29 protein-coding genes and 1 tRNA gene are annotated in these 25,230 nt (G+C 60.5%); 14 read left to right on the top strand and 16 right to left on the bottom strand.

The genetic code is table 11. From position 1 onward, the window contains the following. The first annotated feature begins 28 nt into the window (after nt 1–28). Nucleotides 29–883, top strand: a complete 855-nt coding sequence (locus ACODTY_RS09710; protein ID WP_488994088.1) for a YihY/virulence factor BrkB family protein — start codon at nt 29–31, stop codon at nt 881–883. Here ACODTY_RS09710 and ACODTY_RS09705 read toward each other — a convergent pair. Beyond that, a complete protein-coding gene (locus ACODTY_RS09705; RefSeq protein ID WP_488994087.1) occupies nt 850–1,740 on the bottom strand; it encodes a DMT family transporter in 891 nt (296 codons plus the stop codon). The two genes, ACODTY_RS09710 and ACODTY_RS09705, sit on opposite strands and share 34 nt — an antisense overlap. Before the next feature lie 270 nt (nt 1,741–2,010). On the opposite strand from ACODTY_RS09705, the gene ACODTY_RS09700 reads away from it, so the two are divergent. Beyond that, nucleotides 2,011–2,295, top strand: a complete 285-nt coding sequence (locus ACODTY_RS09700) for a hypothetical protein (RefSeq protein ID WP_488994086.1) — start codon at nt 2,011–2,013, stop codon at nt 2,293–2,295. Here ACODTY_RS09700 and gluQRS read toward each other — a convergent pair. Beyond that, the gene (gene gluQRS / locus ACODTY_RS09695; RefSeq protein ID WP_488994085.1) at nt 2,270–3,175 is read right to left on the bottom strand and encodes a tRNA glutamyl-Q(34) synthetase GluQRS; all 906 of its coding nucleotides are present in this window, start codon (nt 3,173–3,175) and stop codon (nt 2,270–2,272) included. The two genes, ACODTY_RS09700 and gluQRS, sit on opposite strands and share 26 nt — an antisense overlap. A 72-nt stretch (nt 3,176–3,247) precedes the next feature. Between gluQRS and ACODTY_RS09690 the strand changes: the two genes are divergently transcribed. Both ACODTY_RS09690 and ACODTY_RS09685 read left to right on the top strand, forming a co-directional pair. Beyond that, nucleotides 3,248–3,889 (top strand): DNA-3-methyladenine glycosylase family protein, encoded by a 642-nt coding sequence (locus tag ACODTY_RS09690; protein WP_488994084.1) that lies wholly within the window; start codon nt 3,248–3,250, stop codon nt 3,887–3,889. 126 nt (nt 3,890–4,015) lie between these two features. Then, nucleotides 4,016–4,573, top strand: a complete 558-nt coding sequence (locus tag ACODTY_RS09685) for an HNH endonuclease (RefSeq protein WP_056234434.1) — start codon at nt 4,016–4,018, stop codon at nt 4,571–4,573. 19 nt (nt 4,574–4,592) lie between these two features. On the opposite strand, the gene ACODTY_RS09680 is transcribed toward ACODTY_RS09685, so the two are convergent. Together ACODTY_RS09680 and ACODTY_RS09675 are read right to left on the bottom strand one after the other, a co-directional pair. Beyond that, nucleotides 4,593–5,111, bottom strand: a complete 519-nt coding sequence (locus tag ACODTY_RS09680; protein ID WP_488994083.1) for a disulfide bond formation protein B — start codon at nt 5,109–5,111, stop codon at nt 4,593–4,595. A gap of 27 nt (nt 5,112–5,138) precedes the next feature. Continuing rightward, the gene (locus ACODTY_RS09675; protein WP_488994082.1) at nt 5,139–5,726 is read right to left on the bottom strand and encodes a YqaA family protein; all 588 of its coding nucleotides are present in this window, start codon (nt 5,724–5,726) and stop codon (nt 5,139–5,141) included. A gap of 176 nt (nt 5,727–5,902) precedes the next feature. Between ACODTY_RS09675 and ACODTY_RS09670 the strand changes: the two genes are divergently transcribed. Both ACODTY_RS09670 and ACODTY_RS09665 read left to right on the top strand, forming a co-directional pair. After that, a tRNA-Leu gene (locus tag ACODTY_RS09670) sits at nt 5,903–5,987 on the top strand. Nucleotides 5,988–6,162: 175 nt separating this feature from the next. Further along, complete coding sequence (locus ACODTY_RS09665) at nt 6,163–6,798, top strand: hypothetical protein (RefSeq protein WP_488994081.1); 636 nt, start codon at nt 6,163–6,165, stop codon at nt 6,796–6,798. A gap of 96 nt (nt 6,799–6,894) precedes the next feature. Here ACODTY_RS09665 and ACODTY_RS09660 read toward each other — a convergent pair whose 3' ends face one another. The 4 genes from ACODTY_RS09660 to ACODTY_RS09645 are packed head-to-tail and all read right to left on the bottom strand — an operon-like array spanning nt 6,895 to nt 9,521. After that, on the bottom strand, nt 6,895–7,542 hold the full coding sequence (locus ACODTY_RS09660; RefSeq protein WP_488994080.1) for a CDP-alcohol phosphatidyltransferase family protein: 648 nt from the start codon (nt 7,540–7,542) through the stop codon (nt 6,895–6,897). Then, nucleotides 7,529–7,933: a hypothetical protein gene (locus ACODTY_RS09655; protein ID WP_488994079.1), complete on the bottom strand. Its 405-nt coding sequence runs from the start codon at nt 7,931–7,933 to the stop codon at nt 7,529–7,531. The genes ACODTY_RS09660 and ACODTY_RS09655 overlap by 14 nt, the downstream gene beginning before the upstream one ends. Continuing rightward, entirely contained in the window at nt 7,930–8,880 is a 951-nt protein-coding gene (locus tag ACODTY_RS09650; RefSeq protein WP_488994078.1) for a phosphatidate cytidylyltransferase, read from the bottom strand. Before ACODTY_RS09650 ends, ACODTY_RS09655 begins: the two co-directional genes overlap by 4 nt. A gap of 2 nt (nt 8,881–8,882) precedes the next feature. Next, nucleotides 8,883–9,521, bottom strand: coding sequence for a lysophospholipid acyltransferase family protein (locus ACODTY_RS09645; protein WP_488994077.1), 639 nt, complete (start codon nt 9,519–9,521; stop codon nt 8,883–8,885). A 262-nt stretch (nt 9,522–9,783) separates the two neighbouring features. On the opposite strand from ACODTY_RS09645, the gene ACODTY_RS09640 reads away from it, so the two are divergent. From ACODTY_RS09640 to ACODTY_RS09610, 7 genes are all read left to right on the top strand, one after another. After that, entirely contained in the window at nt 9,784–10,980 is a 1,197-nt protein-coding gene (locus ACODTY_RS09640; protein ID WP_488994076.1) for an ABC transporter substrate-binding protein, read from the top strand. Nucleotides 10,981–11,243: 263 nt separating this feature from the next. Continuing rightward, nucleotides 11,244–12,110 carry a branched-chain amino acid ABC transporter permease gene (locus tag ACODTY_RS09635; protein ID WP_488994075.1) on the top strand — a complete coding sequence of 289 codons (867 nt, stop codon included), beginning with the start codon at nt 11,244–11,246 and terminating at the stop codon, nt 12,108–12,110. A 4-nt stretch (nt 12,111–12,114) separates the two neighbouring features. Beyond that, nucleotides 12,115–13,098, top strand: a complete 984-nt coding sequence (locus ACODTY_RS09630) for a branched-chain amino acid ABC transporter permease (RefSeq protein WP_488994074.1) — start codon at nt 12,115–12,117, stop codon at nt 13,096–13,098. Further along, nucleotides 13,095–13,874 (top strand): ABC transporter ATP-binding protein, encoded by a 780-nt coding sequence (locus tag ACODTY_RS09625; protein WP_488994073.1) that lies wholly within the window; start codon nt 13,095–13,097, stop codon nt 13,872–13,874. The genes ACODTY_RS09630 and ACODTY_RS09625 overlap by 4 nt, the downstream gene beginning before the upstream one ends. A gap of 3 nt (nt 13,875–13,877) precedes the next feature. After that, a complete protein-coding gene (locus tag ACODTY_RS09620; RefSeq protein WP_488994072.1) occupies nt 13,878–14,600 on the top strand; it encodes an ABC transporter ATP-binding protein in 723 nt (240 codons plus the stop codon). A 9-nt stretch (nt 14,601–14,609) separates the two neighbouring features. Then, nucleotides 14,610–15,365, top strand: coding sequence for an aspartate/glutamate racemase family protein (locus tag ACODTY_RS09615; protein WP_488994071.1), 756 nt, complete (start codon nt 14,610–14,612; stop codon nt 15,363–15,365). Between the two features lie 179 nt (nt 15,366–15,544). After that, nucleotides 15,545–16,249, top strand: a complete 705-nt coding sequence (locus ACODTY_RS09610; RefSeq protein ID WP_488994070.1) for a GntR family transcriptional regulator — start codon at nt 15,545–15,547, stop codon at nt 16,247–16,249. A 30-nt stretch (nt 16,250–16,279) separates the two neighbouring features. On the opposite strand, the gene ACODTY_RS09605 is transcribed toward ACODTY_RS09610, so the two are convergent. The 8 genes from ACODTY_RS09605 to ACODTY_RS09570 form a co-directional block, all read right to left on the bottom strand. Further along, nucleotides 16,280–17,302: a phosphatase PAP2 family protein gene (locus tag ACODTY_RS09605; RefSeq protein ID WP_488994069.1), complete on the bottom strand. Its 1,023-nt coding sequence runs from the start codon at nt 17,300–17,302 to the stop codon at nt 16,280–16,282. 112 nt (nt 17,303–17,414) lie between these two features. Continuing rightward, nucleotides 17,415–18,698 (bottom strand): GNAT family N-acetyltransferase, encoded by a 1,284-nt coding sequence (locus ACODTY_RS09600; protein WP_488994068.1) that lies wholly within the window; start codon nt 18,696–18,698, stop codon nt 17,415–17,417. After that, the gene (locus ACODTY_RS09595; protein ID WP_488994067.1) at nt 18,698–20,101 is read right to left on the bottom strand and encodes a lipopolysaccharide biosynthesis protein; all 1,404 of its coding nucleotides are present in this window, start codon (nt 20,099–20,101) and stop codon (nt 18,698–18,700) included. The genes ACODTY_RS09600 and ACODTY_RS09595 overlap by 1 nt, the downstream gene beginning before the upstream one ends. A 136-nt stretch (nt 20,102–20,237) precedes the next feature. Next, complete coding sequence (locus tag ACODTY_RS09590; RefSeq protein ID WP_488994066.1) at nt 20,238–20,534, bottom strand: GNAT family N-acetyltransferase; 297 nt, start codon at nt 20,532–20,534, stop codon at nt 20,238–20,240. Between the two features lie 66 nt (nt 20,535–20,600). Further along, nucleotides 20,601–20,900 (bottom strand): GNAT family N-acetyltransferase, encoded by a 300-nt coding sequence (locus ACODTY_RS09585; RefSeq protein ID WP_488994065.1) that lies wholly within the window; start codon nt 20,898–20,900, stop codon nt 20,601–20,603. Continuing rightward, nucleotides 20,897–21,526 (bottom strand): alpha/beta hydrolase, encoded by a 630-nt coding sequence (locus ACODTY_RS09580; RefSeq protein ID WP_488994064.1) that lies wholly within the window; start codon nt 21,524–21,526, stop codon nt 20,897–20,899. The genes ACODTY_RS09585 and ACODTY_RS09580 overlap by 4 nt, the downstream gene beginning before the upstream one ends. Nucleotides 21,527–21,536: 10 nt before the next feature. Further along, nucleotides 21,537–22,469 (bottom strand): VOC family protein, encoded by a 933-nt coding sequence (locus ACODTY_RS09575; protein WP_488994063.1) that lies wholly within the window; start codon nt 22,467–22,469, stop codon nt 21,537–21,539. Between the two features lie 213 nt (nt 22,470–22,682). After that, complete coding sequence (locus tag ACODTY_RS09570; RefSeq protein ID WP_488994062.1) at nt 22,683–24,083, bottom strand: PRC-barrel domain-containing protein; 1,401 nt, start codon at nt 24,081–24,083, stop codon at nt 22,683–22,685. A gap of 241 nt (nt 24,084–24,324) precedes the next feature. On the opposite strand from ACODTY_RS09570, the gene ACODTY_RS09565 reads away from it, so the two are divergent. Continuing rightward, nucleotides 24,325–25,227, top strand: coding sequence for a diacylglycerol/lipid kinase family protein (locus tag ACODTY_RS09565; RefSeq protein ID WP_488994061.1), 903 nt, complete (start codon nt 24,325–24,327; stop codon nt 25,225–25,227). Nucleotides 25,228–25,230: the final 3 nt, after the last annotated feature.

Here is a 25,230-nt window from a genome sequence, read left to right as displayed (position 1 = left end):
GACTGGGATACAATTGCAGGACGGGTCATTGTTACGGAAGATCGTAGCCCTGAAGCGGGTGCTCTATGATGCGCTCGGGCACTTCAACGCCGACGACGGCTGGGCGATGGCCAGTCACCTTGCCATTACCGCGTTGATGGCGCTGTTCCCGTTCCTGATTTTCGCCACCACGCTTGCGAGCTTCCTTGGTGCGCAGGCCTTTTCCGACACCGCTGTCCACATCGTCTTCGATACCTGGCCCGAGCAGATCGCCAAGCCGATTGCCCGCGAAGTCTTGAACGTCCTGACCGTGCAGCGTACCGATCTCTTGACCTATGGCGTTCTTCTGGCAGCGTTTTTCGCCTCGAACGGCATCGAGGCGCTGCGGACCTCGCTGAACCGCGCCTATCGCGTCACCGAGAACCGCGGCATCATTTACCGCCGCGTGCAAAGCATCGGCTTCGTCCTCATCGCAACGGCCGGCTTCCTCGCCATCAGCCTGCTTCTGGTTTTCGCACCGTTGCTGGCACGCCTGGCCGAGGCCTACATGGAATGGATCAAGCCCTACACCGGCACCATCACATTGTGGCGCTATATCATCGCCTCGTCGGTCATTGTCGGCGGCCTGATCGCAGTTCATTTCTGGCTGCCTGCCGGCAAGCGCAGCTTCGTCTCGATCATCCCCGGCATCATCTTCACGCTTGTCGCATGGCTTGTCGGCTCGACGGTATTCGCCACCTATCTCGACCATTTCTCATCCTACGTCACCACCTATGCCGGGCTGGCATCGATCATGATCGCGGTCGTCTTCCTCTATATCGTCTCGGCAATCTTCATTCTCGGCGGTGAACTGAACGCCGCGATCAGCCGCTATCTCGATGCCCGCGCCCGCGTCGGCACCTGAGCCGTCGCCAGGCCCACCCCGAATGTCGTGATCGCCATGCCGACGATCTGGATGAAATTGAGATGTTCGCCGAACAGCGCCCAGGCCATGACGGCCGTCACCGCGGGCACGAGGTAGAACAGCGATCCGACCTTCGACATCTCGCCGTCGCGGATCATGATCATCAAAAGGAAGATGGCGCCGATCGAGAGAACCAGCACGAGCCAGGCAAGCGCGAAGATGAGCTCGCCATTGACGACGACCTCCCGCGTTTCGAGCAGGAAGGCAGCCGGCACGACGACGACGGCGCCGCCGACATATTGCCAGAACGTACCTGTCACGAGATCGCCGTTCGAGCCGGAGTGCTTTTGCCACACCGTACCCGCGCTCATGCCGACAACGGAGATAAGCGAGGCGAGAAGCGTTTCGAACGTGATGCCGCTGCCCAGCGCACCAAGCTTCGGCCATAGCACGATGATCACGCCGACAAAGCCGATCGCCAGCCCCAGCCAATGGCGCGGCAGGATTTTCTCGCCCAGCACCTTGCCGGCCATCACCGCGGTGATCAGCGGCTGCAGGCCCACGATCAACGCAGAAAGCCCTGCCGGCATTCCCCGATGGATCGCCCAGAACACGCCACCCAGATATACGCCGTGCATCAGCATTCCGGCAACGGCAGCACTAAGCGCCTCCTTGCGCGACGCCTTCTTCGAACCGAGCACGACCATCAGCAGGACGAACAGGATCGCCGCGATGACAAACCTCGTGCCAAGAAACGTGAACGGCTCCGCCCACGGCATGGCATAGCGCGCGCCGATAAACCCGGTGGCCCACAAAACGACGAAGGTCGCCGGGATAAATCTCTTGATTTCATGCATGCCGATGGGTCGCCGCGCCTTGGTGAAGTTTTTGCTAATGCGCTCGCTCTAATGCCGCGATCGCATTCAAGCAAAAGGAAACGGCTGAATCATATACTAAGCCTAATTGAATGGCCGGCGGCCTCAGACCGGCGCCAGCAGCGCATGCTCCGTCCAATTCAAACATATCCCAAGCCGGAGCATGAGCAAATTCAAGACTCTGGAGCGCGGTAGGCGAGCCGGAATCCTCCGCCAAATCTGTCGCGCGCTGAACTCTTGAAGGGAACGGCCATGTGGGACATGGATATGGGCGGGTTGGCGATCGGCCTCACGGTCGTCGCCGCGATAGCATTCTTATCGGGAACGATACTCGACGCGGTTGTAAAGGAAAACGGCTTCGGGCCGACCGGCAATGCCTTGCTTGTCACGGCCGGTTTTGTCACCGCCGTCTATCTGGCCAACCGCCAGGGACTTATCTTTGCCGACCTCAAGCTTGCGACAGCCTATGGCCTTGGCGGCGGCTTTGCGCTGTTCGCGGCACTGGCGCTGATCAAGGCTGGGTTGGCGCGCCGCTAGAATTGAAGCCGGCGAGGCGCTGCACGTCCAACGGGGTCATACCTGCCTGCCGAAGCGCGGCAAGGCCGGTATCCTGCTGGCTTTTCGACAATTTGCGCCCATCCGGTCCCGGAACAAGCCGGTGATGGAAATAGCTTGGCTGCGGCAATCCGAGTAGCTCCTGCAACAGGCGCTGGATGCTGGTGGCAAGATAAAGATCCATGCCGCGCACGACATGGCTGATCCCTTGCAAGGCGTCGTCGACCACGACCGACAAATGATAGCTGGTCGGGATCTCGCGCCGCGCCAGGATGACATCGCCCCAGGCCTGTGGCTGGGCCTCCACCACCCGCGTCTCGGACAAGGCTTCGTTTGAATACTCCATCCAGGCGAGCGGCATGCCGATACGCGCAACCGCGGCCTCCACATCGAGACGCCAGGCAAAGGGCGCGCCATCGGCAATTCGCTTGCGGCGCTCCTTCTGGCTGAGCGCCCTGTCGACGGCCGGATAGAGCGGCGCACCATCAGGGTCGCGCGGCCATTTGCGTCCCCTGCTCTCACTTTCGGCAATGAACGCGCGGATTTCGCCCCGGCTCATGAAAGCCGGATAGACAAGTTCCTCTGCGATCAACCGCGAAAACACCTGTTCGTAGTCGGCGAAATGTTGCGACTGCCGCCGCACTGCCCCTTCCCATTCCACGCCCAGCCAGCGCAGATCCTCGTAGATGCTGGCCTCGAATGCAGGCGTGCAGCGTGTCGTGTCGATGTCTTCGATCCGCAACAGCATGCGCCCGCCATTTGCCTTCGCCAGCGCCTGATTGAGCAGCGCCGAATAGGCATGGCCAAGATGCAACTGGCCATTCGGGCTCGGAGCGAAGCGAAATGTCGGCAGTGTCGGCAAGCGGGTTGTTTTCGGGTTGTGTGGAACTTGAACCGATTGCTACCTTGGCGTGGCGAGCGATTCAAGAAAGCCATGCAGCGCATAGAGACCCTCGACCACATAGCCCTTGGGCTCGATGCGCTTTGCAGCCTTGATCCAAGATTGGAAAAGGTGCGCGGCATCGCCGGCGAGGTGCCGTTGCGCCTGTCCGAACCCGGTTTCAGAAGCCTCGCCTCCATTGTCATCTCGCAGCAGGTTTCGCGGGCCAGCGCCGACGCCATTTTCGGCAGGCTGGTAAATCTGCTCGATCCGCTGACGCCACAGGCCGTCCTTGCCGCCGGCGAACAGGTGTTTCGCGAGGCAGGCCTGTCGCGGCCGAAGCAGCGCGGCCTGCTCGCTGTCGCGCAGGCGGTGGAGGATGGTCTCGACCTCCATCACCTTTGCTCGCTCGACGCTGCCGAGGCGCTGCGCCTTTTGACCGCGGTTCCCGGCATCGGACCTTGGACTGCCGAATGCTATCTGCTGTTCGCCGCCGGCCACCCCGACATCTTCCCGGCCCGCGATGTCGCTCTGCAAAGCGCTGTTGGCCATGCGCTGGAAATAAGCCCTCGTCCCGGTGAAAAAGCGCTGATCAAGCTGGCCGAATCATGGAGCCCCTGGCGAGGCGTCGCATCGCGGCTTTTCTGGTCTTACTACCGCGAAACCAGGGGCCGCGACGCCGCACCGCCCGCCTGACCACAAAAAAGCGCTTAAATCGTGCATATTTGAGGGGCTGCACGACGGACAACCCGCTTCACATCCCTGTCATGTCGGGCTTACAGTATCCGCACCGTTGATGCGTGGGCGAAGGAGGCCAGAAACGTGACGGTTGGCGTATCTCCGGATGGGCTGCCAGCACTGGTGCTGAACGCGGACTACCGCCCGCTCAGCTATTACCCCTTGTCGCTCTGGTCTTGGCAGGACGCCATCAAGGCGGTGTTCCTCGACCGGGTCAACATCGTCGCCGAGTACGAGCACGCCGTCTCCTCGCCGACATTCTCGATGAAGCTTCCAAGCGTGGTCAGCCTCAAGACCTATGTGAAGCCTTCGCGCTATCCGGCCTTCACCCGGTTCAACGTCTTCCTGCGCGATCACTTCCGCTGCCAATATTGCGGCACGCCGGAGGACTTAACCTTCGACCACGTCATCCCACGGCGTTGCGGCGGCGCGACGACGTGGGATAACGTGGTTGCCGCTTGCTCGCCCTGCAATCTGCGCAAGGGGGGCCTTCTGCCCGCAAAGGCCAAGATGTGGCCGCTGCAGAAGCCGTACCAACCTACCGTACAAGACCTTCACAATAACGGCCGTTCGTTCCCGCCCAACCATCTGCACGAAAGCTGGATGGACTATCTCTATTGGGACGTCGAACTGGAGCCTTGATCCCGGCTTTCCGGAATGCTCAGCGGCGCGACAGCGCTCCGCGAAACGCGACTGCTGCCAGGATAAGGCTGGCAATGGCGTTCCAGCCGGCCAGCGACAGGCCAAGGATACGCAGCGCCGCCTTGTCGCAGGATGGCGGCACGAACTTGTCCAGCGCATCGAGCACGCCGTTGCCGCCGGTATCGACCGGACCAGCTACGTTGGTGCAATCGGTCGGACCCGGCCACCAGGCCCATTCCACCCCGGAATGATAGACGCCGAGATAGAGGCCGTAGACCATCAGCAGTCCGACGATGACCAGGAGCGCGCGCGTGGTCCAGGCCGGCAGCTTGACCAACGAAGTCAGCACGGCAAGAACCATCAGGGGAATGCCAACATAGTACGGGATGCGCTGTTCGTAGCAGAGCTTGCAGGGAATGTAGCCGCCTATGTACTGGAAGCCGAGCGCCGAGCCCACGGTCGCAGCCATGGCGACGGCAAGAAACAGCGCTGTGCGCATCGGTCGGCGAGCGCTGTGGGAAACTGTGTTGTCGGTCATCTTGTCGGCCTTTGTAGTTCGCAACCGTCAGTGGGCATATCTCACGACTGCATAGATCAAAATCAGCACGGCGGCAGCGGCGGCAGCGATGGTGCCAAGCCGCTTTTCGATAAACTCCCGGATCGGCTCCCCATATTTGCGCAACAGCCAGGCCAGGAACAGGAAGCGCGCGCCACGCGCCACGATTGCCAGGATGATGAACAGCAACAGATTGACGCCGATGACGCCGGAAAGGATCGTTACCACCTTGATCGGCGGCAGATGGGCGAGGCCCGAAGTCACCAGCATCAGGATGATGAAGCCGACGCCCGAAGAGGTCCGCAGCGCTTCGAACTCGTCATACTTGCCATAGAATTCGAGCACCGGCTTGGCGAACGCATCGTAGGCGTAGTGACCTATGAACCAGCCGGCGATGCCGCCCAGCACTGATGCCACCGTCGCAACCAGCGCATAACGATATGCCCGCTCCGGCCGCGATAGCGCCATGGGCAGATAGAGCACGTCGGCCGGAACGAGAAATACCGAGCTTTCGACGAAAGCGATGAAAGCAAGCCACCACTCGGCGGATTTCCTTGCCGCGAGCGACAGCGTCCAGTCGTAAAGTCCGCGAAGCATATGTCCCCCGAATTACGTGCCGCCTGAATAGGAAGAGATTCGTGGCGGCACAATGACGGCTTGGTCACGAAACCGACAGATGGTGTTTTGCCCCATCTTTGGAAATAGCGAACTGGGCTGTTGACGAACCCCCCTTGGGCCGTATAGTCCGCGCCCATCGTGACCTCAGGGTCCGAGCCCCTATGGCGGAATTGGTAGACGCGCTCGACTCAAAATCGAGTTCCGCAAGGAGTGCTGGTTCGATCCCGGCTAGGGGCACCAACCGACTCTATATGAGCCTCGGTTCTCTTCCTCACTGGTATGTCATTGCCGCGGTCGCGCCCGGCTTGCTGCCCACTTCTTCGTCTTAGAGGTGTCCCACTTCCCCGCCGTCTTCCGGGACATCCCGCGCCGTTAACTTTTCGTTATCTCTATTGGCAGGGCAAATGAAACCTTGTTGTCACCGACTGGTTGTTTTCTATCATCAACAGGCGGGAGAAATGCCATGTTCATTCCGAGAATCAAATGTTCAAGTCGCAGTACAGGGTTGGCTTTTACACTGCTATTGATTGGTACGGCCTATTCGCATGCTGACATCTGCAGTGTCCCGGCGGGATCGCTTTCACGCGCACAACTTCTGACTATTTTGGAAAACGGCTGCGTCGCGCCGCTTTCGCCGAGCAAGACTGCCAAGGCCGCACCCGGCAAGTCGAGCGCATCAGGCGCAACCTCGGCTGCCGGTGTGCTTGGCGGCGTCAATCTTGGCATTGGCGGTGCGACCCAAGACAACACGGGTGGCGTGAACATCGGAGTTGGCGGCAATTCCGCATCTCGAAATTCAGGCGGCATGAATGCAGGTGTTGGCACTGCGGCAGCCTCGAGAAATACCGGAGGGTTGAATGTCGGCTTGGGGCGTGACGCCGCTTCCAACAATACCGGAGGCATCAACGCCGATGTCGGACGTGCAGGCGCAGGCAGCAACAACAGCGATGGGCTAGGCATTGGTGTCGGCGGGCGCGATGGCCTCGGTGTCAGCGCCAGTTCTCAAGGTGTTGGCGCAAGTCTCGGCGGAGCACAGATCGGCAATCCGTGACGCTGCCCGGCTATTCTTGACCCGGCTGTTCTTGACAAAGGCCCGCCCGGTTGCATCCGAGCGGGCCGAATTCCGCTGCCATTGCCGACGCCCCATCTAGCTGGCACGATTTGCCCTCAGCCAGCCGATCTGCCGATAGGCGCGGCGAAGCGCGGTCAGGCCGGCGCCAATGACGATGATCCACAGCGCCAGCATCAGGATCTGGCCGTCGCCATTCCACAGGAACTCGACTGACGTCAGCAGGGCCGCTGCCGTCACCAACGCCATACGATGCTGCTTGGCCATCGGTCCGGAGAAGTCGCTTGGCGCTCCGTTTGCCCGGCCAAGCTCCCGCACATATGCGGTCAGCAGCGCGAAGGCGGCCGCAGCCCAGCCGAGAGCCGGCATACCGATCCCACACCCCAAACCTGCCAGGATCATCACGTCCGCGACCCTGTCTGGAAACTCGTTCCAGAACGGCCCGTCGGCTTCGCCCTTGCCGCCCTCCACGGCCACCATGCCGTCAAGCAGATTGCAAAGCAGGCGCAACTGGCAAAACGCCGCTGCCGCGATCAAAAGCAGGCTGCGCGTACCACCGCTGCTTTCACCCCCTACCCAGAAGGCCGCGCCGGCACACGCCGCCATAACCATGCTTGCCTGAGAGATCGTATTCGGCGTGACCGATAGCGCAGCCATGCGTCCTGCAAGCGCCCGCGCCCATTGTGTATTCCGGCTTGCCAATGGCCTGCGGTCACCTTCTCCCATGGCTCTCCCTTCCCCCTCGCAATCGCGCGTAATTGTAGGTCGCAGCATATGTCGTGAAAACGGCAAGCGGCACCGCGATGGTGCGCAGGATTTCAGGTGTTCCGCTCAACGCATGCAGGGCGACGAGAATGCCCGACGTCGCAAGACACGCAACCAGGGGTGGCGCCCAAAGGCGCAAACTTCCCTTGAATACGTCCGACAGCTTATCGATGATGGACTTCAGGCAAAGCGTCAGGACGGCCGAAATTGTGCCTTGGACCAGCCCTGCCAGAAGCGGACGCGGCATCGGATGCGAAAAGTTGGCGAATACGGCCCAGCCGCCCATCGCCACGAAGGCGAAGGCGACATGGACAACGCCGCTGCCGGCAAGGGCGCGCAGCCTTTCGATCACGAAGCCGACCACCAGTAACGGGTGAGGTGAAAGAAGATCGGCGCTGAAAAGACCACGGAATCCAGCCGGTCGATCAGACCGCCATGGCCCGCAATGAGATGCCCCCAGTCCTTGATGCCGCGATCCCGCTTGATGGCCGACATCACCAGCCCTCCGAAGAAGCCCATCATGGTAATGAGAAGGGCCATCAGCCCGGCCTGGACCGGCGTGAATGGGGTGATCCACCACAATGCCGCCCCCACCAGCGTTGCGCTGGCGACACCGCCGACAAATCCTTCCACGGTCTTGGAAGGCGAAAGGTTGGGCGCGATCTTGGTCCGCCCGAACAGCTTGCCCCACACATATTGAAGCACGTCGCTCGACTGAACCACGATGACCAGGAATGCGATCAACAGCACGGCGCGACCTTCGTAGCCGGGAATCTGCAACGTCAGCAATGCCGGCACGTGCGAGGCGCAGAAGACGCAGATCAACAACGCCCATTGAACCTCCGCTATGCGCACCAGGAAATGCTGCGTGTCGCCGCGGACCACCGCGATGATCGGCATCAAAAGGAACGCATAGACCGGTATGAAGATCGAGAATATCCCGTAGTTCTCGGTCCACAACAGCACATACTGGGCCGGCAGCACGATGAAGAAGGCGGTGGCAAGCGCCCAGTGGTCGGCACGCCGCGTATTGGTGAGCGTCACGAATTCCCTGAGTGCCGCGAACGAGCAGAACGCAAACAGCAAAAGCACGCCGATACGCCCGGCAACAAACGCAATCGCGATCAGGATCGCCATCACCCACCACGCCTTGATGCGTGCATTCAGGTTTTCAATCGCCGCGTTCGAACCTTCCGGCGACAGCTTCTGCTGCAGGATGTAACCGGCGAGCGAGGCGACAAGCAGGACACCGGCTATGCCGAGCAAAAGTAGAAGCATGTCCGACTGGGTTGCGCTCATCTTCAACCGCCCGCCTGTTTGGGAGCAAGCTCAAGCAGTGACGCCTGCGCCCGCGCCAGAAATGCTTCCTTGCTTTCGCCAATGCCAAGGCGTGTCGGCGCGCCGAAAGTTACAGTGCAGATCAACGGGATCGGCACGAATTCGCCTTTCGGCATGACCCGGTTGAGATTGGCGATCCAAACCGGCACCAAGTCGACGTTCGGGCAAGCCGTCGCCAGATGAAACAGGCCGGACTTGAAGGGTTGCAGAGGCACGTCCGTCTGGTTGCGGGTACCTTCTGGAAAGAAGATCAGCGACGCGCCGCCACCCAGCGCCTTGGCCATGATTGTTACCGGGTCGTCCTCGCGCTCGTCGCGCACCCGCTGGATCAGCACTGCGTTGAAAACATCCTTGCCGATGAAGCTCCTCAGCTTGGACTTGAGCCAGTAGTCGGCGCCGGCAACCGGCCGCACCCGCCGGCGCAGGCGCGGAGGCAGCACCGCCCATATCAGGATGAAGTCGCCATGGCTGGAATGGTTGGCGAAATAGACGGCCTGCCGGCGTGGCAAACCGCTTTCATCCCAGATGGCCCTGACAGCGGTTACCGCGCGTGCGAACAGCAGGACGACCGCTGCCACCAGCTTTGCAATGAAAGCCCTCATCAAGCTCCCCGCACTTGTTTCGCGTGCGAATTCCCCTTCTCAATCGAGTATCGCAAAGCGCTCCAAATGAACACTGCCCAAGCCAGCCAAGTTCGATGAACTGACAGCATTGTCGTACGAAATGGGGGCAAATTTCGCGGTCAAATATTTTGTATACAAAACTACCAGTGATATGTTGACAGAAATGTATACCCGTGTTTTCGTTACGTCACTCGCGCAGCCATAGAGCCGATAAAAGCGCGATCATAAAAAGGGGAGTGAAATGATTAACAGACGCACTGCTTTGAAGTCTCTGGCACTCGGCGCTGCCTCCACACTTGCCATTGTCGGCGCTCTCTCTTCGGCCCACGCCGAAAATAAGACCCTCAAGATCGGTTTCGTTGGCGTGACCAGCGGTCCGGCCGCAGCCTGGGGAACGTCGAACGTTCGCTCCATGCAGGTTCGCGCCGACTGGATCAATGAAAAGGGCGGCGTCAAGATCGGCGACGACACCTACAACATCGAACTGGTCACCTTCGACGACCAGAAAGACCCGAAGCGCGCAATCGCCGGCATGGAAAAGATGGCGCAGGAAGGCATTCATTACGTCGTCGGCCCGAACGTCGATGACGGCGCGGCCGCCGTCCGCCCGGTAGCGGAAAGCAAGGGGATCATCTACTTCCCATATGCATTCCCCAAGGCGCTCTATACCCCGCCGGCCTCGAATGCCGTTCTGGGCATGGTCGCCAACTACCAGTCCGCCCCCGCGATCTATAAGTACCTCAAGGAAAACAAGGGCGTTAAGAAGATCGCCTTCGTTGCCGCCAATGAATCCGACCCGCTCAGCCAGCGCGACGGCGGTGTCGAAGCGGCCAAGGCGCTTGGGCTGGAAATCGTCGCGCAGAACGACACCTACCCGAACGACACCCGCGATTTCACGCCTGTGATGACGCCGATCGTCCAGCAGAAGCCGGACCTGCTCGTACTTTCGGGCGTTGCTCCGGCCAACGCGCCCCTGCTCATTCGTGCAGCGCGCGAGCTTGGCTATGAAGGACTGATTTCGGCTGAAACGGCACAGGACGCCACCGTGCTTCAGGAAGGCGCCGGCGAGCTTGCCAACGGCTTCATCTCGGTCGGCGGCGCTTCGACCCCTGAAATCAGGTCGGCGGAAATGGACGAGTTCATCGACCGCTATACGAAGAAATATGGCGAGTACAACGACGAGTCCAACACCAAGGTCTATGCCCTCGACTACATCGTCGAAACGCTGAAGGCCAACCCGGCCGCGATCGACAATGTCGAGGAATACAAGAAGACGATGGACACCTTCTCCGCGCCCAATCCTTTCGTGAAGGAAGGCACGTTGAAGTATGTCGGCCAGACGTCGTTCACCCAGAAGCGCCAGATTTCGGTGCCGATGGTGGTGACCGAATTCAAGGACGGCAAGTTCGAGACCCTGTTCGTCGGCGAAGTCGACTGATCGATCGTTGCCGAAGCCTGCATCGGTTTCGGCAGAAATGTTGCGCAACACTGCTTTGGAGCGTCGCCACCCGTAGGATCGGGGCGCTCCAAAGCGGGACCTGATTGCCCGTACGCCCCCTGCAAGGGCAAAAGACATGCGCGGGCGCAGCGTTCAAGAGTGCGATCAAGTGCAACACCACATGTCATTTCTGCTGGTTGCACCTTAGAGTTTTCGAGACTTGGGACTTGGCCCAGTTCTCTTTCCGAACCGGATTCGAAATCATGGAACAGGTAATTGCCAACGGGCTTTATCTCGGAGCCCAGTACGCACTTATCGCGCTCGGTCTAACCTTGATCTTCGCGCTGATGAACGTGCTCAACTTTGCCCACGGGCAGATGTATGTGCTTGGCGGCTTCGTCACCTACGCCATCTACGGGCAACTAGGTCTGCCATTTCCAGTCGCGCTCGCAGCCGCCAGCATCACGCTTGGCGTGGTAGGCGCGCTGATCGAAAAATTCCTGTTTCGCCCGGTCGTGCGACGAAGCGAGCGGGAGGAAAGTACCATGCTGCTTGCAGCGGCGGTCGCTTTCTTCCTCGACGCGGTCATCCTGCTTGCCTTCGGCGAAAAGCAGCGCGGCGTGCCCAAGATCGTCAGCGGCGTCTTCGTGTCCGACGGCCTGATCATGCCTTATGACCGCATGGTCGTCGGCATTGTCGCGCTCGCCATGATCGCCGCCTTCGTCCTTTACATGCAGTACAGCAAGCCCGGACGCGCCATGCGGGCACTCGCCCAGGACCGCGTCGCCGCCCAGTTGATGGGCGTTAAGGTCGATCGCTACTCGATGATCGGCTTTGCCCTCGGCGCGCTTCTGGCCGGTGCGGTCGGCGGCCTGCTTGTCACCATCACCGGCGTCAATTCAGGCATTGGCGGCCCGATCTCGATCAAGGCCTTCCTCATGGTCATGATCGGCGGCGCGGGCGTTGTCGGCGGTGCAATCGCCGGCGGCTTCATCCTCGGCATGATGGAGTCGGTCGGCCTGACCGTCCTGCGCGAATATGGCGACATCACCTACCTGGTGATCTTCGCTCTCCTGATGGTGTTCCTCAGCATCCGCCCGAACGGGCTGATGGGCAAGCCGTGGGGTTGAGGCCATGACCATGACGACAAAAGCCCTCCTCGCAGGCGCGTTCCTGCTGGTCCTCCTCATCGTGGTGCCGCTGGCGATCGGTGCCAGCGGTCGCGAAGACCTCTACTACACGCTGACCTCCGTGGCGCTGCTCAGCATCATCAGCGCCGGCGTCTGGATCACCTTCTACATCGGACGCATCAACATCGGTCAGGGCGCCTATGCCTTGATGGGTGGCTACGTCTCGACAATCCTGGTCACCGCCTACGGGGTATCGTTCTGGCTCACCTTGCCATTGGCAGGCATATTCTGTGCTGCAGCCAGTATCCTGATCGGCCTGCCGATCCTGCGTTTGCGCGGCGTTTATTTCGCCATGGTCACGCTGGTTTTGACAGAAGTGGTGCGCCTGCTGGCGCTGGCGCTTCCGATCACCAACGGCGCCAAGGGCATCGTCAGCATTCCGCAACCCGGCGGCATAAGCCTGTTCGGCATCACGCTGCTGCCAGACTTTGTCACGCTCACCAATCCTCGGCTTGCCTTTTACATCGTCTCGGTAATTCTGATGGCGCTGTGCTTTGCCGGCCTTTACCGGCTGAAGAACTCCCGCATAGGGCAGCTCTGCCAGTCCCTGCAGCAGAACGAGGAACTGGCGTCTTCGATCGGTGTGAACATCACCTATCTGCGCGTCCTCGCCTATGCGATTTCCTCCTTCCTTGGTGGTGTCGGCGGAGCGATGTTCGCGGCCATCTCGCAGTCGATCTACCCTTCGAGCTTCACCGTGGCGGATTCAGTCAACTTCATGCTGAACTGCTTCCTCGGCGGCTTGAGCTACGTGTTCGGACCGATCCTCGGCACCTTCGTGCTGTACTTCGGCTGGGATGTGCTGTTCCAGACCGGTGAGTTCCAGTTGCTGATCTTCTCCGCGATCCTCATCGCACTGATGCTCCTGCTGCCCAACGGCCTCTTGAGCCTCAGGTTCTCCGGCAAGGCGAAGGGAGCGGGACGATGACCGACATTCTCACCATTTCGAAAGTCACCAAGCGCTTCGGCGGCCTGGTGGCGGTCAACGATGTCTCCTTCACCGTGCGCGACCGGGAAATCCTTTCGGTCATCGGGCCGAACGGCGCGGGCAAGTCCACGCTGTTCAAACTCATCTCCTCGTTCCTTCGCCCAACTGAAGGCGAGGTTCGCTTCAAGGGCGAACGCATCTCCGGTCTTGCCGCGCATATCGTGGCGCGCAAGGGCGTGGTGCGCACATTCCAGGAAACCACCATCTTCAAGGGCATGACGGTGCGCGACAACGTCATCACCGCACATCACCTGCGCTCCAATGCCAGCCTCGCCGGCTTCTATTTCGGCAGTGCCACGGCCCGCCGCGACCAGGAGGAGTTTGGGCGCTCGGCGGACGAGATCATCAACTTCCTTGGACTGGGCGAACTGGGCGGCGAAGTGGCTTCTACCTTGCCGCACGGCCATCTTAGGGCGCTTGGCATCGCCATCGGCCTTGCCACCAATCCGACGGTGCTCCTGCTCGACGAGCCTTTCGCCGGCATGAACCACGACGAGACAAAAAAGGCCGTGGAGATGGTGCGCAAGGTGCGGGATCGCGGCATCACCGTGCTTCTGGTGGAACACGACATGCCTGCGGTGATGAACATCTCCGACCGCATCGTGGTGCTGAACTTCGGCCAGAAGATTGCCGAGGGCACACCTTTGGAAATCCAGCAAAACCCCAAAGTCATCGAAGCCTATCTCGGCGCCGAAGACGAATCGATCGGGTTGTAGGCCATGGAAAAACTGCTCAAATTCGACGATGTCGAACTCTACTACGATCACGTCTACGCGCTGAAGGGCGTATCGTTGGAGGTCAACGAAGGTGAGACGGTCGCACTGATCGGTGCCAACGGCGCCGGCAAGTCATCGATCCTTCGCGCCATCACCGGCTTGAAGAAGCCGCGCAAAGGCACGATCCATTTCAACGGTAAGCGCATAGATGGCGCAGGCCCCGACGAGATCGTGCGCATGGGTATCTCGATGGTGCCGGAAGGCCGCCGCGTCTTCCCCTACATGACGGTTCGCGACAACCTGTTGATGGGTGCCTTCACGCGGACCGACAAGGGAGAGATCGCCCAGAGCCTTGAAATGGTGATGACGCGCTTTCCTCGGCTGAAGGAACGCTATTCCCAGCAAGCAGGAACGATGAGCGGCGGCGAACAGCAGATGCTGGTCATCGGTCGCGCCCTGATGGCCAAGCCCAAGCTTCTGCTTCTGGACGAGCCGTCGCTCGGTGTTGCGCCGAAACTGGTCCAGGACATTGCCCGCTCAATCGTCGCCATCAACCGCGACGAAAAGGTGAGCGTCCTCCTCGTCGAGCAGAACTCGCGCATGGCGCTGCGCATTTCGCAGCGCGCCTATGCGCTCACGACCGGTTCTGTCGCACTCAGTGGAAACTCCTCCGAAATGCTGACGGACGAGCGCGTCAAGCAGCTCTACCTCGGCGGCGAGGTCTAGGAATATCTTATGCGTATCCTTGTCATCAATCCGAACACCACCAGGTCCATGACCGGCAAGATCGGCAAGGCCGCCTCTTTGGCGGCCGGTGCCGGCACGGAGGTTCAGGCGGTCAATCCTGATGACGGCCCGCCCAGCATCGAAGGCTATTTCGACGAGGTATTCGCCATCCCGGGCATCATCGCGGAAATGCACAAAAACCCGGGTATGGATGCCTATGTCATCGGTTGCTTTGACGACACCGGTCTCGACGCCGCGCGCTGTGCCACGGAAGCACCCGTCATCGGCATCGGCGAAGCCGCCTTCCACATGGCCAGCCTGATTTCCGGCAAGTTCAGCGTCGTCACCACGCTTGCCCGCTCCGTTCCTGCCATCGAGCACAATCTGGTCAAGTACGGGCTATCCTCGCGCTGCGCCAAGGTCAGGGCCTCCGACGTTCCCGTGCTCGATCTGGAGAAAACGGATTCGGACGCCCGCCACAAGATCTCCGACGAGATCGCCCGCGCCCTGCATGAAGACAAGGCCGAAGCCATCGTTCTCGGATGCGCAGGCATGGCCGATCTTGCCAATCAACTCGCCCACCAGCATGGCGTTCCGGTGCTGGATGGCGTGGTCTGTGCGGTCAAGCTGGCTGAATCACTGCACATGCTTGGCCTCAAAACTTCGAAGGTTGGAAGCTACGCTGCACCACTCGCCAAGCGTTTCGCCGGCTTTTATGCACCGCTATCCCCGTCCGGACATATCAAGGACAGTTCAGCGGCATAGCCGGCCTTGTTAGGGAGAAATCGAACCGAACCGCCTTTTCCTCCAGCTTTCTGCACAAATTGGAGGGATTGACCGACATGCGGGCAATGTGAGATTTCAGGCTGATTTTGGTTGGCTTGGCGGGTTTGCAATCCCATATCGGTGGGGAGCCAAAGAGCTATCGCCGGAAAAAGAAAAGTATGCTGACTGTATTAAGGCCGGTTGATGAAGGGGAAAAACCGGCGTCGCGCTGGACCAGCCTCCATCAAGGCCTAAAGGACGCCATCATCGGCCGTCGCCTTATGCCGGGCACCAAGCTGCCCGAAGACGAGCTCGCGGCCATCTATTCGGTCAGTCGTACCGTCGTGCGCGCCGCGCTCCAAGCCCTGTCGCATGAGCGCCTTGTCCGCCTCGAGCCCAATCGCGGGGCGTTCGTCGCGCACCCGTCGAAGAAGGAAGCGCTTGACGTCTTCCAGGCGCGCGCGCTGATCGAGGCAGAGGTTGCAGCGATTGCCGCGATGCGCGCGAAGCCCGAGGACATCGCGCTGCTGCGCCAGCATCTGAAGGAAGAGCACGAGGCGCTGCACGCTGGCCGTGACAGCGAAGCCATCATCCTGTCAGCCCGTTTCCATGTCGGCCTGGCAGAGATCGCCGACCAGTCGGCACTCATCAACATCGTGCGCGATCTCGTCTCCCATTCCTCGCTCATCATCACGCTCTACTGGTCCAGGCGCGAAACCACCTGCCACACCCATGCGCACAACGAGTTGGTTGATGCGATCGAAGCACACCGCGCGAGTGAAGCCTCGGAACTGATGAAAAGCCATCTGGCCGATCTTCTCTCCGGACTCGATCTCAGCCTCGGCGACAAGAAGCCGAACAAGCTCTCTGATATCCTGCGCTAAGGGTCAGGCTCAAGCCATGCCCCATGCACATCAAGCGTCTCGGTCTGCGGCCGATGCGGGTCGAAGAATGAAGCGTCCGGTCAGCCACCAGATCAGCGAGACCACGGCAATCGAAACATAACCGTCCATTGCGTAGTGCATTCCGGTATAGACCGAGCTGAACAGTATGAACGCGGCATAGGTCCAGCCAAACGCACCAAGCCAGCGGTTGAGCGACGACAGGAAGTAGGCGTTGAGCACCACCAGTGCCACATGAACGCTCGGCATTGCCGAAATGCCGCTGCCGAGATCCGTCTTGTCCGCCCGATAGAGCATCAAAAGATAGTCCGAATATTCACGGATACGGTAGCTGTATTCCTGGTTGTCGAGAGCCATCTGCAGGCCGCGGAAACGATCGCCGCCAAGGATCTGATCATAGAAAATCGGGCCGACCGAAGACAACCCCATGGCAAGCATGCTTCCGATGATCGCGAATGTCAGAAGCAGCGCCCACAGATATCTGATCCGTTCGATGTGCCGTGGCCACATCGCAACGAAAAGCACAGTCCCGAACCACAGGCCAAACCAGACCTTCTTGTAGCTTTCGAAGATGACAAGCCCGAATATATCGCTGTCGTACCAGTGAGCCAGCTGCCAAGGCTGGATGCCATGCAGCCATTCGTCCAGGCTGGCGAGCCAGGGATCGGCATAGAATGGAACCACAGAGGGAATGGCCGTCTTGTAGGTCGAAAAGGCCGTCAGGCCGAGGAAGAAGAAAAAGAAGACGGGCGCATAGAGCCGCCAGCGCTGGGTCAACATGTTGATGGCGTAGCGCGTCGGCTCGGAACCGCCATAAATGAGCCCGGCTGAAAAGATTCCCAGCGTCAACAGGATCGGAACGTTGACCGCGAACTTCATGCCGTACATTTGGCTCAGCGTCAGGAACGACCCCGGCCAGAAACAAAACGCTCCGGCAACGTATAGTCCGGTAGCCCAAACCAGCCTGATGGACCATTTGTAAGCATGGTCCGAACGCGGCACCTCAAAAGGTGCGGCGGCATTCACCAGCGTCATTTCCACCCCCGCTTCAAATCAATCATGAACGACTGGAGCCGCATGGTTGCCCTTGCCTTAGCAGACAATGATTTCCGTTTGGATAACATCGGATACCCATGCCGAATGGCCGCTATCGACGCTTGAGAAGGCCGCGTACGCGATTACGCAAGACCTTCGCCATATTGCGCGTCTCCCGGTAGAGGTGCAGTTGCGACGCCGCCTGCCGCGCAGCCCTGTCGGCATCCGGCGACAAGCCGATGACGACGGTTCCAACCGTCTTGCGCTCCGACCACAGGCGGCTCATCACCGGGTGGTCCGGCACCGCGCAGGAATCGGTGAAGACGATGTTGGGGTCTTCGAGATGCTGTTTCGTCACCTCGATCATCAAAAGCGTGCCGGGCGAAAACGCCGCCAGGCTCTCGTCATAGGCAGTCTTCCACGTATAGGCGACGCCCTGCTCGATAAACACGATCAGGCTGGCGATCGTGCGTCCATCGAGCGACAATGTGTGGATGCGACACATATCCAGCTCGGCCAGCCGATGCACAGCCTCACGGGCAAAGGGCGCCTGGAACCGGTCGATGGCCATCGCCGTGCGCTCGCGGCCTTTCCAGCCATCCGCTTCCAGTGCCAGAAAGCTTTCGGTGGCCTCGCGGATCTCCTGCGCGCTTCGCGCAACGCTATGTTCCAGCGTGCCTGTATCGGAGAGCCTGCGCCACAGCCGGCGAAACTCGCGATAGTGGTGAGAACGCAGCGAAGCCTTCAGATAGGCGTCACCCTCAAGATTGCTCTCCAGCACCGGGCGCTCCACCATGTCGGTGGTCACCAAGGTGAGATGCCGAGCCTCGGCGACGCCCATGAGCAGACTCGCCATTGCACCGTCAAGCCATAGATCGGGCAGTACAAGCACCTTCGGCAGCTTCAGATGCGATCGCGACATCATGTCGAGGAAATCTTCCAGGACGCCCAACGGGTCATCGCGATCTATGAGCGGAGTGCCGGTTGGTCCGAACGGGTTCGACCACGTCCGCATGATCGACTGGCCGAGCGGCACGGTCGAGCGCTCAACGGAAAACGGCACCAGAAGCCGAAGCCGCGAGCGGTATTCGTCGCCGTCGCGAATGACAGCCAACCGCACCTCACGGTCTTCGAGCCGCGGCATTGCCGGCGCCAGGAACCGCGGATTGAAGAAGATGTTCGGCTCGACGGTCCGCACGCACAGATGGTCGAGTTCCTCGACGAGATCGAACCCCGCCGAAGCCGGATAGATCGCAAGCCGCCGCTCTGGCCTTCCGCTGGCAAGCAGTTCGATCTCGGCAAGTTCGGCCGGGTCACGCGCCAACCCGGCAAGGCCGGACATCATCGCGCCGGCAGGCCCACCACTGATTTCCTGTATCAACGGAACGGCAGCCATCAGGCAGCGCTCCGAACCGGGATGAAGATCGGCATGACGATGCCAAGCCGACGCCAAACCGTGAAGGAAAGCGCCACGGCTTCGAACATCATCGCCAACGCCGTGGCAAAGGCCGCACCCCACAGCCCGAACAGCGGCAACAGAAGCATGTTGAGGCCGATGTTGAAGGCCAGCGTCGTCGCATTGACGGCGGCACAGACGTTCTGGTTGCCGCTCATGGTGAGCAGGCTTTCGCATGGGCCGACCGACGCACGCGCCACCACGCCGACGACGAGCACGAACAAGAGCGGATAGCCGTCCACGAACTCCTCACCGAACAGCGCCAGCATGGGTTCGCCGAGGATCAGCACGACCGCGGCCATAGCCAGCGATGGCCAGAACGTCCACGACACCGTTTCACGGGCAAAGCCGGCCAGCCTGTCGGTATCGCCGCCATGCGTGAATTGGGCATAGCGCTGGGCAACGCCCGCCTTCACGGCAAAATAGACGAAATGCACCAGCGCCAGCGTCTTTACCGTCGCGAAGTAGACCGCGACCTGATCGGGATCGAGGTAGAGCCCAACCATCAGCACATCGGCGTTGGTCAAAAGGTAGAAGAATCCATCAACGAGGAAAATCGGCAGCGAAACAGCCAGCCAATAGCGCAAATTCACCTTCATCGGCCCGGCCGGGATCAAGGTATCCAGCCGCGCGGTCAGACTGGCCAATTGCAACACCGCAGTCAGGTATGTCGCCGCGATCGCTGACAGGATCGCCGTCTTGGCATCCGCCGGGAAGCCGAACCAGATCGCCAGCGCCATGAACACGAGGATCAGGATCGGCCGCGTGATGAAGGTCGGAAACAGGGCCGACAACGCCCAAGAATAGGCGCGCGACATGCCTTGCATCAGGTCGGTCAAGGCAATCATCGGAATGCAGAAGATGCCGAGCAGGAACGGCACGAAATAGTAGTCTTCCATCCACGGCGAAAACAGCCAGACGCCGAGTGCGCCAGCACCCGCTATTACCGTTGAGGCGGCAAGAACGAAGTAGCGGCTGGACAAGACGATGCCGCGCAGTTCTTCCAGCATCGCCCGCTCGCGAAACTCCGGGATGAAGCGGATCACCGACGTGCTGAAACCGAGGCAGGAGATGCTGCCGATGATCAGCATCGTCACCCACACCAGCACGAAGATGCCGTATTCGAAGCTGCCCATCCAGCGGGCCATCATGACCTGGCTGATGAAGGCGATGGCCGCGCTGACCACACGTATCGCAAAGGCGATCAGCGACATCCGTCCGGCTTCGCCGCGCTCATCTGCGCTGAAAAGAATGTCGTCCACGCGCAAAAGCAAAGGTCGCACGCGCGACGCAAGGCGCTGCGGCAAAATCCGGTCGGCTGTCGTGGCCGCGGAAAAGCGCACCCTGTCCGTCTCCGTGTTTGCGCAAAACTGCCCTTGTCTAGCCAAAACACCTTAAGAAACGGTGGGAGACAGGCCAGAGCCTTGTTCGTCGGCGGTGTGAGGACGCCAGCGGAAGGGCAACCTGCCGGCTGCCAAATCAGCGCGCCAGCACGTCGGCCCACTCGCCATGCCGGCGGAATTCGGCAGCAACGTAACCGCACACGGGCGTAATCCTTGTGTTGGTATCGCGCGCATCCTGAACGGCGTAGGCGACGAGCCTGGCCGCCACGCCGCGCCCTCGCGCCGACGGTGGCACGAAGCTGTAGTCGATCACGATGTGCGCTGGGCTGGAGCGCACGAAGGTCAGATAGGCTTCTTCGCCAGCCGGCATCTCAAGCACATAGCGGCCCCTGCCGTCGTGCTCTTCCTTGCGGATATCGACATGCGCATCCATTCGCGACCTCTACCAAAATTGCCTGGCATAAATATAGGAAGCGGAGACCGCAGGGCCAGTTCAGCTTTACTGCTTGAGCACGTCCGCCCATTCCGGGTGACGGCGGAACTGCGCCGCAGCGAACGGGCAAAGCGGAATGATCTTCTTGCCGGAAGCACGCGCATCCTCGACGGCCCTTGTCACCAACCTCAGCCCCGCGCCCTGCCCACGAAAGGCACCCGGCACCTCGGTATGGTCTATGATGAACTGCGTTTCGCCGACCTTGGTGAAGGTCATTTCGGCTTCAGCACCATCCGGTCCTCGCAGGACATAGCGCCCCTTGGTGCCGTTGTCCTCAAGTTGCACTTCCGGCAATTGCTCGTTCATTTCGCCATTTCCTTTCCAGAGACAGCCGCAACGAATTGGCGTGCCGCCTCGATTTCATTGGGGCGCACCTCGTGCCCGCCCTCATGCCATTCGACAGTCACGCTGGCCCCAAGATCACGCAAATACGCTTCCAGCCGCGTGGTCAAGTTTGGCGGGCAGATCGGGTCGCGCCGACCGGCCGTTACCAGCACCTTCCGACCAGCGAAGCCGCCCGCCACTTGCGGCTCGAACGGGATCAGCGGATGCATCAGCACGGCAGCATCAAACAACTCAGGCGCGTCGAACAGCACCGACGCCAATATGTTGGCGCCGTTTGAATAGCCAAGGCCCACTACACGCGACGGCTCGGCATCCGCTATGTGTGCCTTTACGAACCCGGCCATCTTCTTCGTTGCGCGCGCCAGATCGGCCATGTCGTAGACGCCTTCGCCGGTGCGGCGGAAGAAGCGCGCCGCGCCCATTTCCGAAACGTCGCCGCGCGGCGAGACAATGGTGGCGTCCGGCATGAGATCATGGCCGAGCGATAGAAGCTGCGTCTCGTCTGCTCCCGTACCGTGAAACACAAAGAGAAGCGGGCCGCCCGGCTTACCGGGCACGATTTTGTGGATATAGGCATCCTTGGTCATGGCTCGCTCCTTATGCGTTCAACGGCTGCAGATGCTGTTCGAGATAAGGGCGCAGGTGCTCATGCTGCTTGGGCAACTTCAACGCCTCACCGAGATGAGCCGTATCCTCGTCCCGGTCAAAGCCCGGCTCATTGGTCGAGATCTCGAACAGCACGCCGCCGGGCGTACGGAAATAGATCGCCCAGAAATAGTCGCGGTCAATCACCGGCGTTACCTGATGACCGGTATCCATCAACGCCTTGCGGACCTCGAGCTGACGCGCGCGGTCTTCCACCGCAAAGGCAACGTGATGCACCGATCCCGCACCGAGATTGGCAAAAGCGGCACCCGGAAGCGTTTCGATATCGACGAGATCGGCGCCGTTGCCGTCCTTTATGGCGAGGCGCTTGAGGTTGCCGCCCCTGTCAACCTCCTCATAGCCCATGAACTTGAGCAGCTCCTCGGTCGCACCACCATCGCGCAATCTCAGCGATACGGAATGAAAGCCTCGGATCGCCTCATCTGAAGCAATTTCGGCTGTAGACCATGGCGCGCGGACATCACCCTTGGCCTCAACCAAAGCGAAACCGTCCCCGTCCGGACCAGCGAAGGTCAGGCGCTTTTCGCCGAAGCGTTCCTCGCTCCCAAGTACTGTGACATCCTGTTCGGCAAAGCGCTGTTGCCAGAAATCGAGCGTACCTTCCGGCACCGAAAAGACTGTAGTGCCGACCTCGCCCACGCCGGGGCGGCCCTGTCCGATGTTCGGAAAGGGAAAATAGGTCATCACTGACCCCGGCGTGCCGAACTCGTCGGCATAGTAGAGGTGATAGACGTCAGGCGCGTCGAAATTCACTGTCTGCTTTACGCGGCGCAGGCCGAGCTTTTGCGTGAAGAACGCATTGTTGGTGCGTGCGTCCTTCGCCATCGATGTGACGTGATGCAGGCCTTTGATCTGGGTGAGCATGACATTGCCCCTTTCTGCGGTCCTTGCCGCTGTCGAGGCCAATATGGTCCCGTCATGGACCAGAGCAAAGGCGGCAAACTCAGAATGATCCGTGCTGAATAAGTGAACAATCACTCCGCTATTGTTTACGGATGAGCCATAGACAGGTCTGAGGCGGAAACAAAAATGCCCGCGCCGTTGCCGGCGCGGGCGCTCCTCCCGAAAGATGACAGGTTACTGCAGCATCAGGCGCTGCTCATCGCGCTTTTCTGTATAGCTGCCCTTGTCATAGGCGGCCTGCGCCTCAAGCTGCTCCTTGGTGAAGTCCGTATAGAGATACTTCTTGCCGTCCTTGTCGGTCATGATCTTCAGATTATCCATACCGACCGCGACCTCTTTCTCACCGATCCCGAGGAAGCCGCCGACATCGACGATTACGGCGTCGACCTTGCTGTCGGCGGTCAGCGCCACATCGCCGATCTCGCCAACCTTGGCATCATCGGCACCGTAGACGGTGGTTCCAACGAGATCCTCGGAACGGATTTCGCCCGTCATCGGCATTTCCGTCAGCGTGGATTTGTCGATTGCAGCAGTCTGCGTTTCATCAGGCGTTGCGGTCGCATCGGGGGTCGGCGTTTCGGCCGCCATTTCTCCAGCCGGTGCAGTCGAATTCGCATCCGGTGCAGTCTCGGTATTGGCGGCCGTGTCCGTCGTCGGGGTTACGGTCGCCGGCGTTTCAGCACCAGCCGCCGCTGCCGCCGGAGCCGGGTCATAAGCGCGGCGATCGAAATCAGGCAGGGCCTCGAGCGACTCCTTGTTCGCCTCGACCACCAGCCAACGGTCGCCGTTCTTTTCCGTCCAGCTTGTCTTGCCATAGTCGAAGGCGACGTTCTTCTGGCCGAGCCCCAGGAAACCGCCCACACCGATCACCAGCGACTCCACCTGACCGGTCTTGGACAAAACGATATCGTTGATGCTGCCGATATCCTGAGCTTCATCGCCGGTGCCGTTGTACACGTTCTCGCCAATGATCTGCGTGGCGATGCTGCCATCGGCCCGCTTGATCGGCGGAGCAGGCTCAGCCGGTGCCGTCTGCATATCGGTGGCCGGCGCCATGGCCGTTGTATCGGAAGGCGCAGACGTGCCATCGGCGGGTGCGGTCGTCGTCGCCGGCACGTCAGCCGCAGCCTGCGGCGCAGGTGCCGGTTCGTAAGGCGCCGGATCGAAGGCCGGCTGCGCGGCCAGTTCTTCCTTGGTAGACGGAGCCACCAACCAGCGGTCGCCGTTCTTTTCGGCCCATTGCAGCTTGGCGAAATCAAACGCCACGTCCTTGGCGCCTATGCCAAGGAAGCCGCCAACGCCAATGACGACCGAAGTCGCATTGCCGTCCTTGTCGAACACGACGTCGCTCACCTTGCCGATGTTCTGGGCATCGTCGCCCGGTCCGTTGAACACCGATTCACCGATGATGTTTGTAACGAGGCTTCCATCCGCCTGCGCAACCGGAGCGGCCGGAACGGCACTGTCGGTCATCGGCGCCGGCGCGGTCGTTGCAGGCGCGGTGGTTTCCTGCGCCATGGCGCCGGAGGCAAGAAGCGTCGCAAGGGCTGTCGTAGCCAGGAGTGTGCGGATCATGATGTCTCTCCTCGTATGCTGTTCGTTTCCACCGCGGCCAGCATTGGGGAGGACGGCCACGGCAATGACGTTTCGACAACGCCGCCATCACTTTGAGGTTCCGAAATTTTTCCGCCAATTGCCTTCGATGCAGATCCCTCGAAAGCTGGGAACCATTTGCGATCATTGACGTTTCGCGTCGGAGGGTCGGCCAATATGAATTGGCCACATAACTTCCAACGACCGTCACGAAGGATTTTTCATGCGCTTTGCTGCGGTGCTGAACAGCGAGGGCGGCACCTTGCGTACCACCGACCTCGACGCGTTTTCCAAGCGTACGGCCGAAACCCTTGAGAGCGCCGGTCACAAGGTCGATATCGATATCGTTCCCGGCAAGGACGTGGCTGAAGCGCTCGACAAGGCTGCCGCGCGGCGAAACATCGACGTCGTCCTCGTCGGCGGCGGCGACGGAACCGTCTCGACTGCCGCGGCACGGCTGATGGGCAAGAAGAAGGCGCTTGCCATCTTGCCTGCGGGAACCATGAACCTTTTTGCCCGCAGCCTCGGCATCCCGCAATCACTCGATGCCGCTATCGCCGCCTTTGCCGATGGCCATATTGTGTCCGTGGATATGGCCAGCGCCAATGGCGAGCCCTTCGTCCACCAGTTCTCGGTCGGCATGCACGCCAAGATGATCCACCTGCGCGACAAGATGGAATTCGGCTCGCGGCTGGGCAAGATGCGCGCTTCGGCGCGCGCCGCCTATGACACGCTCGCCAATCCACCCAAGATGGATGTCACCTTGACCATCGGCGAGGCCGAGGTCATCGCCCGCGCGAGCGCCATCGGCGTCACCAACAACCTGTTTGGCGAAGGCCATCTGCCCTATGCCGACAATCCTGCCGGCGGCGTGCTGGGCATCTATGTCACGGTGGCGCGACAGAAGGGCGAACTGATGAAGTTCATGCTCAACGTGGCGCGTGGCAAATGGCGCGACAACGAGCATGTCGAAATCCACCAGACAGACAAGGTTAAGCTGAACATCCGCTCGAGCCGGCGCAAGCTCTATGCCGCCATGGATGGCGAACTGGTGGATCTCACGCCGGAAACCACGATCGAAATCCATCCCAAGGCGTTGAAAGTGCTGGTTCCAGCCCAGAAATAAGCC

The organism is Mesorhizobium sp. FG116 (genome assembly GCF_057809835.1).
The sequence above is the reverse complement of the archived record's forward strand: the minus strand, read 5'-3'. Positions and strand labels throughout refer to the sequence as shown.

Coding starts and splice junctions, on each gene's coding strand:
- ACODTY_RS09610 (WP_488994070.1), top strand. CDS start 15,545: ATGCTGACTGTATTAAGGCCGGTTGATGAAGGGGAAAAACCGGCGTCG.
- ACODTY_RS09600 (WP_488994068.1), bottom strand. CDS start 18,698: ATGGCTGCCGTTCCGTTGATACAGGAAATCAGTGGTGGGCCTGCCGGC.
- ACODTY_RS09675 (WP_488994082.1), bottom strand. CDS start 5,726: ATGCTTCGCGGACTTTACGACTGGACGCTGTCGCTCGCGGCAAGGAAA.
- ACODTY_RS09705 (WP_488994087.1), bottom strand. CDS start 1,740: ATGCATGAAATCAAGAGATTTATCCCGGCGACCTTCGTCGTTTTGTGG.
- ACODTY_RS09650 (WP_488994078.1), bottom strand. CDS start 8,880: ATGAGCGCAACCCAGTCGGACATGCTTCTACTTTTGCTCGGCATAGCC.
- ACODTY_RS09570 (WP_488994062.1), bottom strand. CDS start 24,083: ATGATCCGCACACTCCTGGCTACGACAGCCCTTGCGACGCTTCTTGCC.
- ACODTY_RS09575 (WP_488994063.1), bottom strand. CDS start 22,469: ATGCTCACCCAGATCAAAGGCCTGCATCACGTCACATCGATGGCGAAG.
- ACODTY_RS09635 (WP_488994075.1), top strand. CDS start 11,244: ATGGAACAGGTAATTGCCAACGGGCTTTATCTCGGAGCCCAGTACGCA.
- ACODTY_RS09700 (WP_488994086.1), top strand. CDS start 2,011: ATGTGGGACATGGATATGGGCGGGTTGGCGATCGGCCTCACGGTCGTC.
- ACODTY_RS09680 (WP_488994083.1), bottom strand. CDS start 5,111: ATGACCGACAACACAGTTTCCCACAGCGCTCGCCGACCGATGCGCACA.
- ACODTY_RS09640 (WP_488994076.1), top strand. CDS start 9,784: ATGATTAACAGACGCACTGCTTTGAAGTCTCTGGCACTCGGCGCTGCC.
- ACODTY_RS09620 (WP_488994072.1), top strand. CDS start 13,878: ATGGAAAAACTGCTCAAATTCGACGATGTCGAACTCTACTACGATCAC.
- ACODTY_RS09590 (WP_488994066.1), bottom strand. CDS start 20,534: ATGGATGCGCATGTCGATATCCGCAAGGAAGAGCACGACGGCAGGGGC.
- ACODTY_RS09645 (WP_488994077.1), bottom strand. CDS start 9,521: ATGAGGGCTTTCATTGCAAAGCTGGTGGCAGCGGTCGTCCTGCTGTTC.
- ACODTY_RS09615 (WP_488994071.1), top strand. CDS start 14,610: ATGCGTATCCTTGTCATCAATCCGAACACCACCAGGTCCATGACCGGC.
- ACODTY_RS09630 (WP_488994074.1), top strand. CDS start 12,115: ATGACCATGACGACAAAAGCCCTCCTCGCAGGCGCGTTCCTGCTGGTC.
- ACODTY_RS09690 (WP_488994084.1), top strand. CDS start 3,248: ATGCAGCGCATAGAGACCCTCGACCACATAGCCCTTGGGCTCGATGCG.
- ACODTY_RS09565 (WP_488994061.1), top strand. CDS start 24,325: ATGCGCTTTGCTGCGGTGCTGAACAGCGAGGGCGGCACCTTGCGTACC.
- ACODTY_RS09580 (WP_488994064.1), bottom strand. CDS start 21,526: ATGACCAAGGATGCCTATATCCACAAAATCGTGCCCGGTAAGCCGGGC.
- ACODTY_RS09625 (WP_488994073.1), top strand. CDS start 13,095: ATGACCGACATTCTCACCATTTCGAAAGTCACCAAGCGCTTCGGCGGC.
- ACODTY_RS09585 (WP_488994065.1), bottom strand. CDS start 20,900: ATGAACGAGCAATTGCCGGAAGTGCAACTTGAGGACAACGGCACCAAG.
- ACODTY_RS09605 (WP_488994069.1), bottom strand. CDS start 17,302: ATGACGCTGGTGAATGCCGCCGCACCTTTTGAGGTGCCGCGTTCGGAC.
- ACODTY_RS09660 (WP_488994080.1), bottom strand. CDS start 7,542: ATGGGAGAAGGTGACCGCAGGCCATTGGCAAGCCGGAATACACAATGG.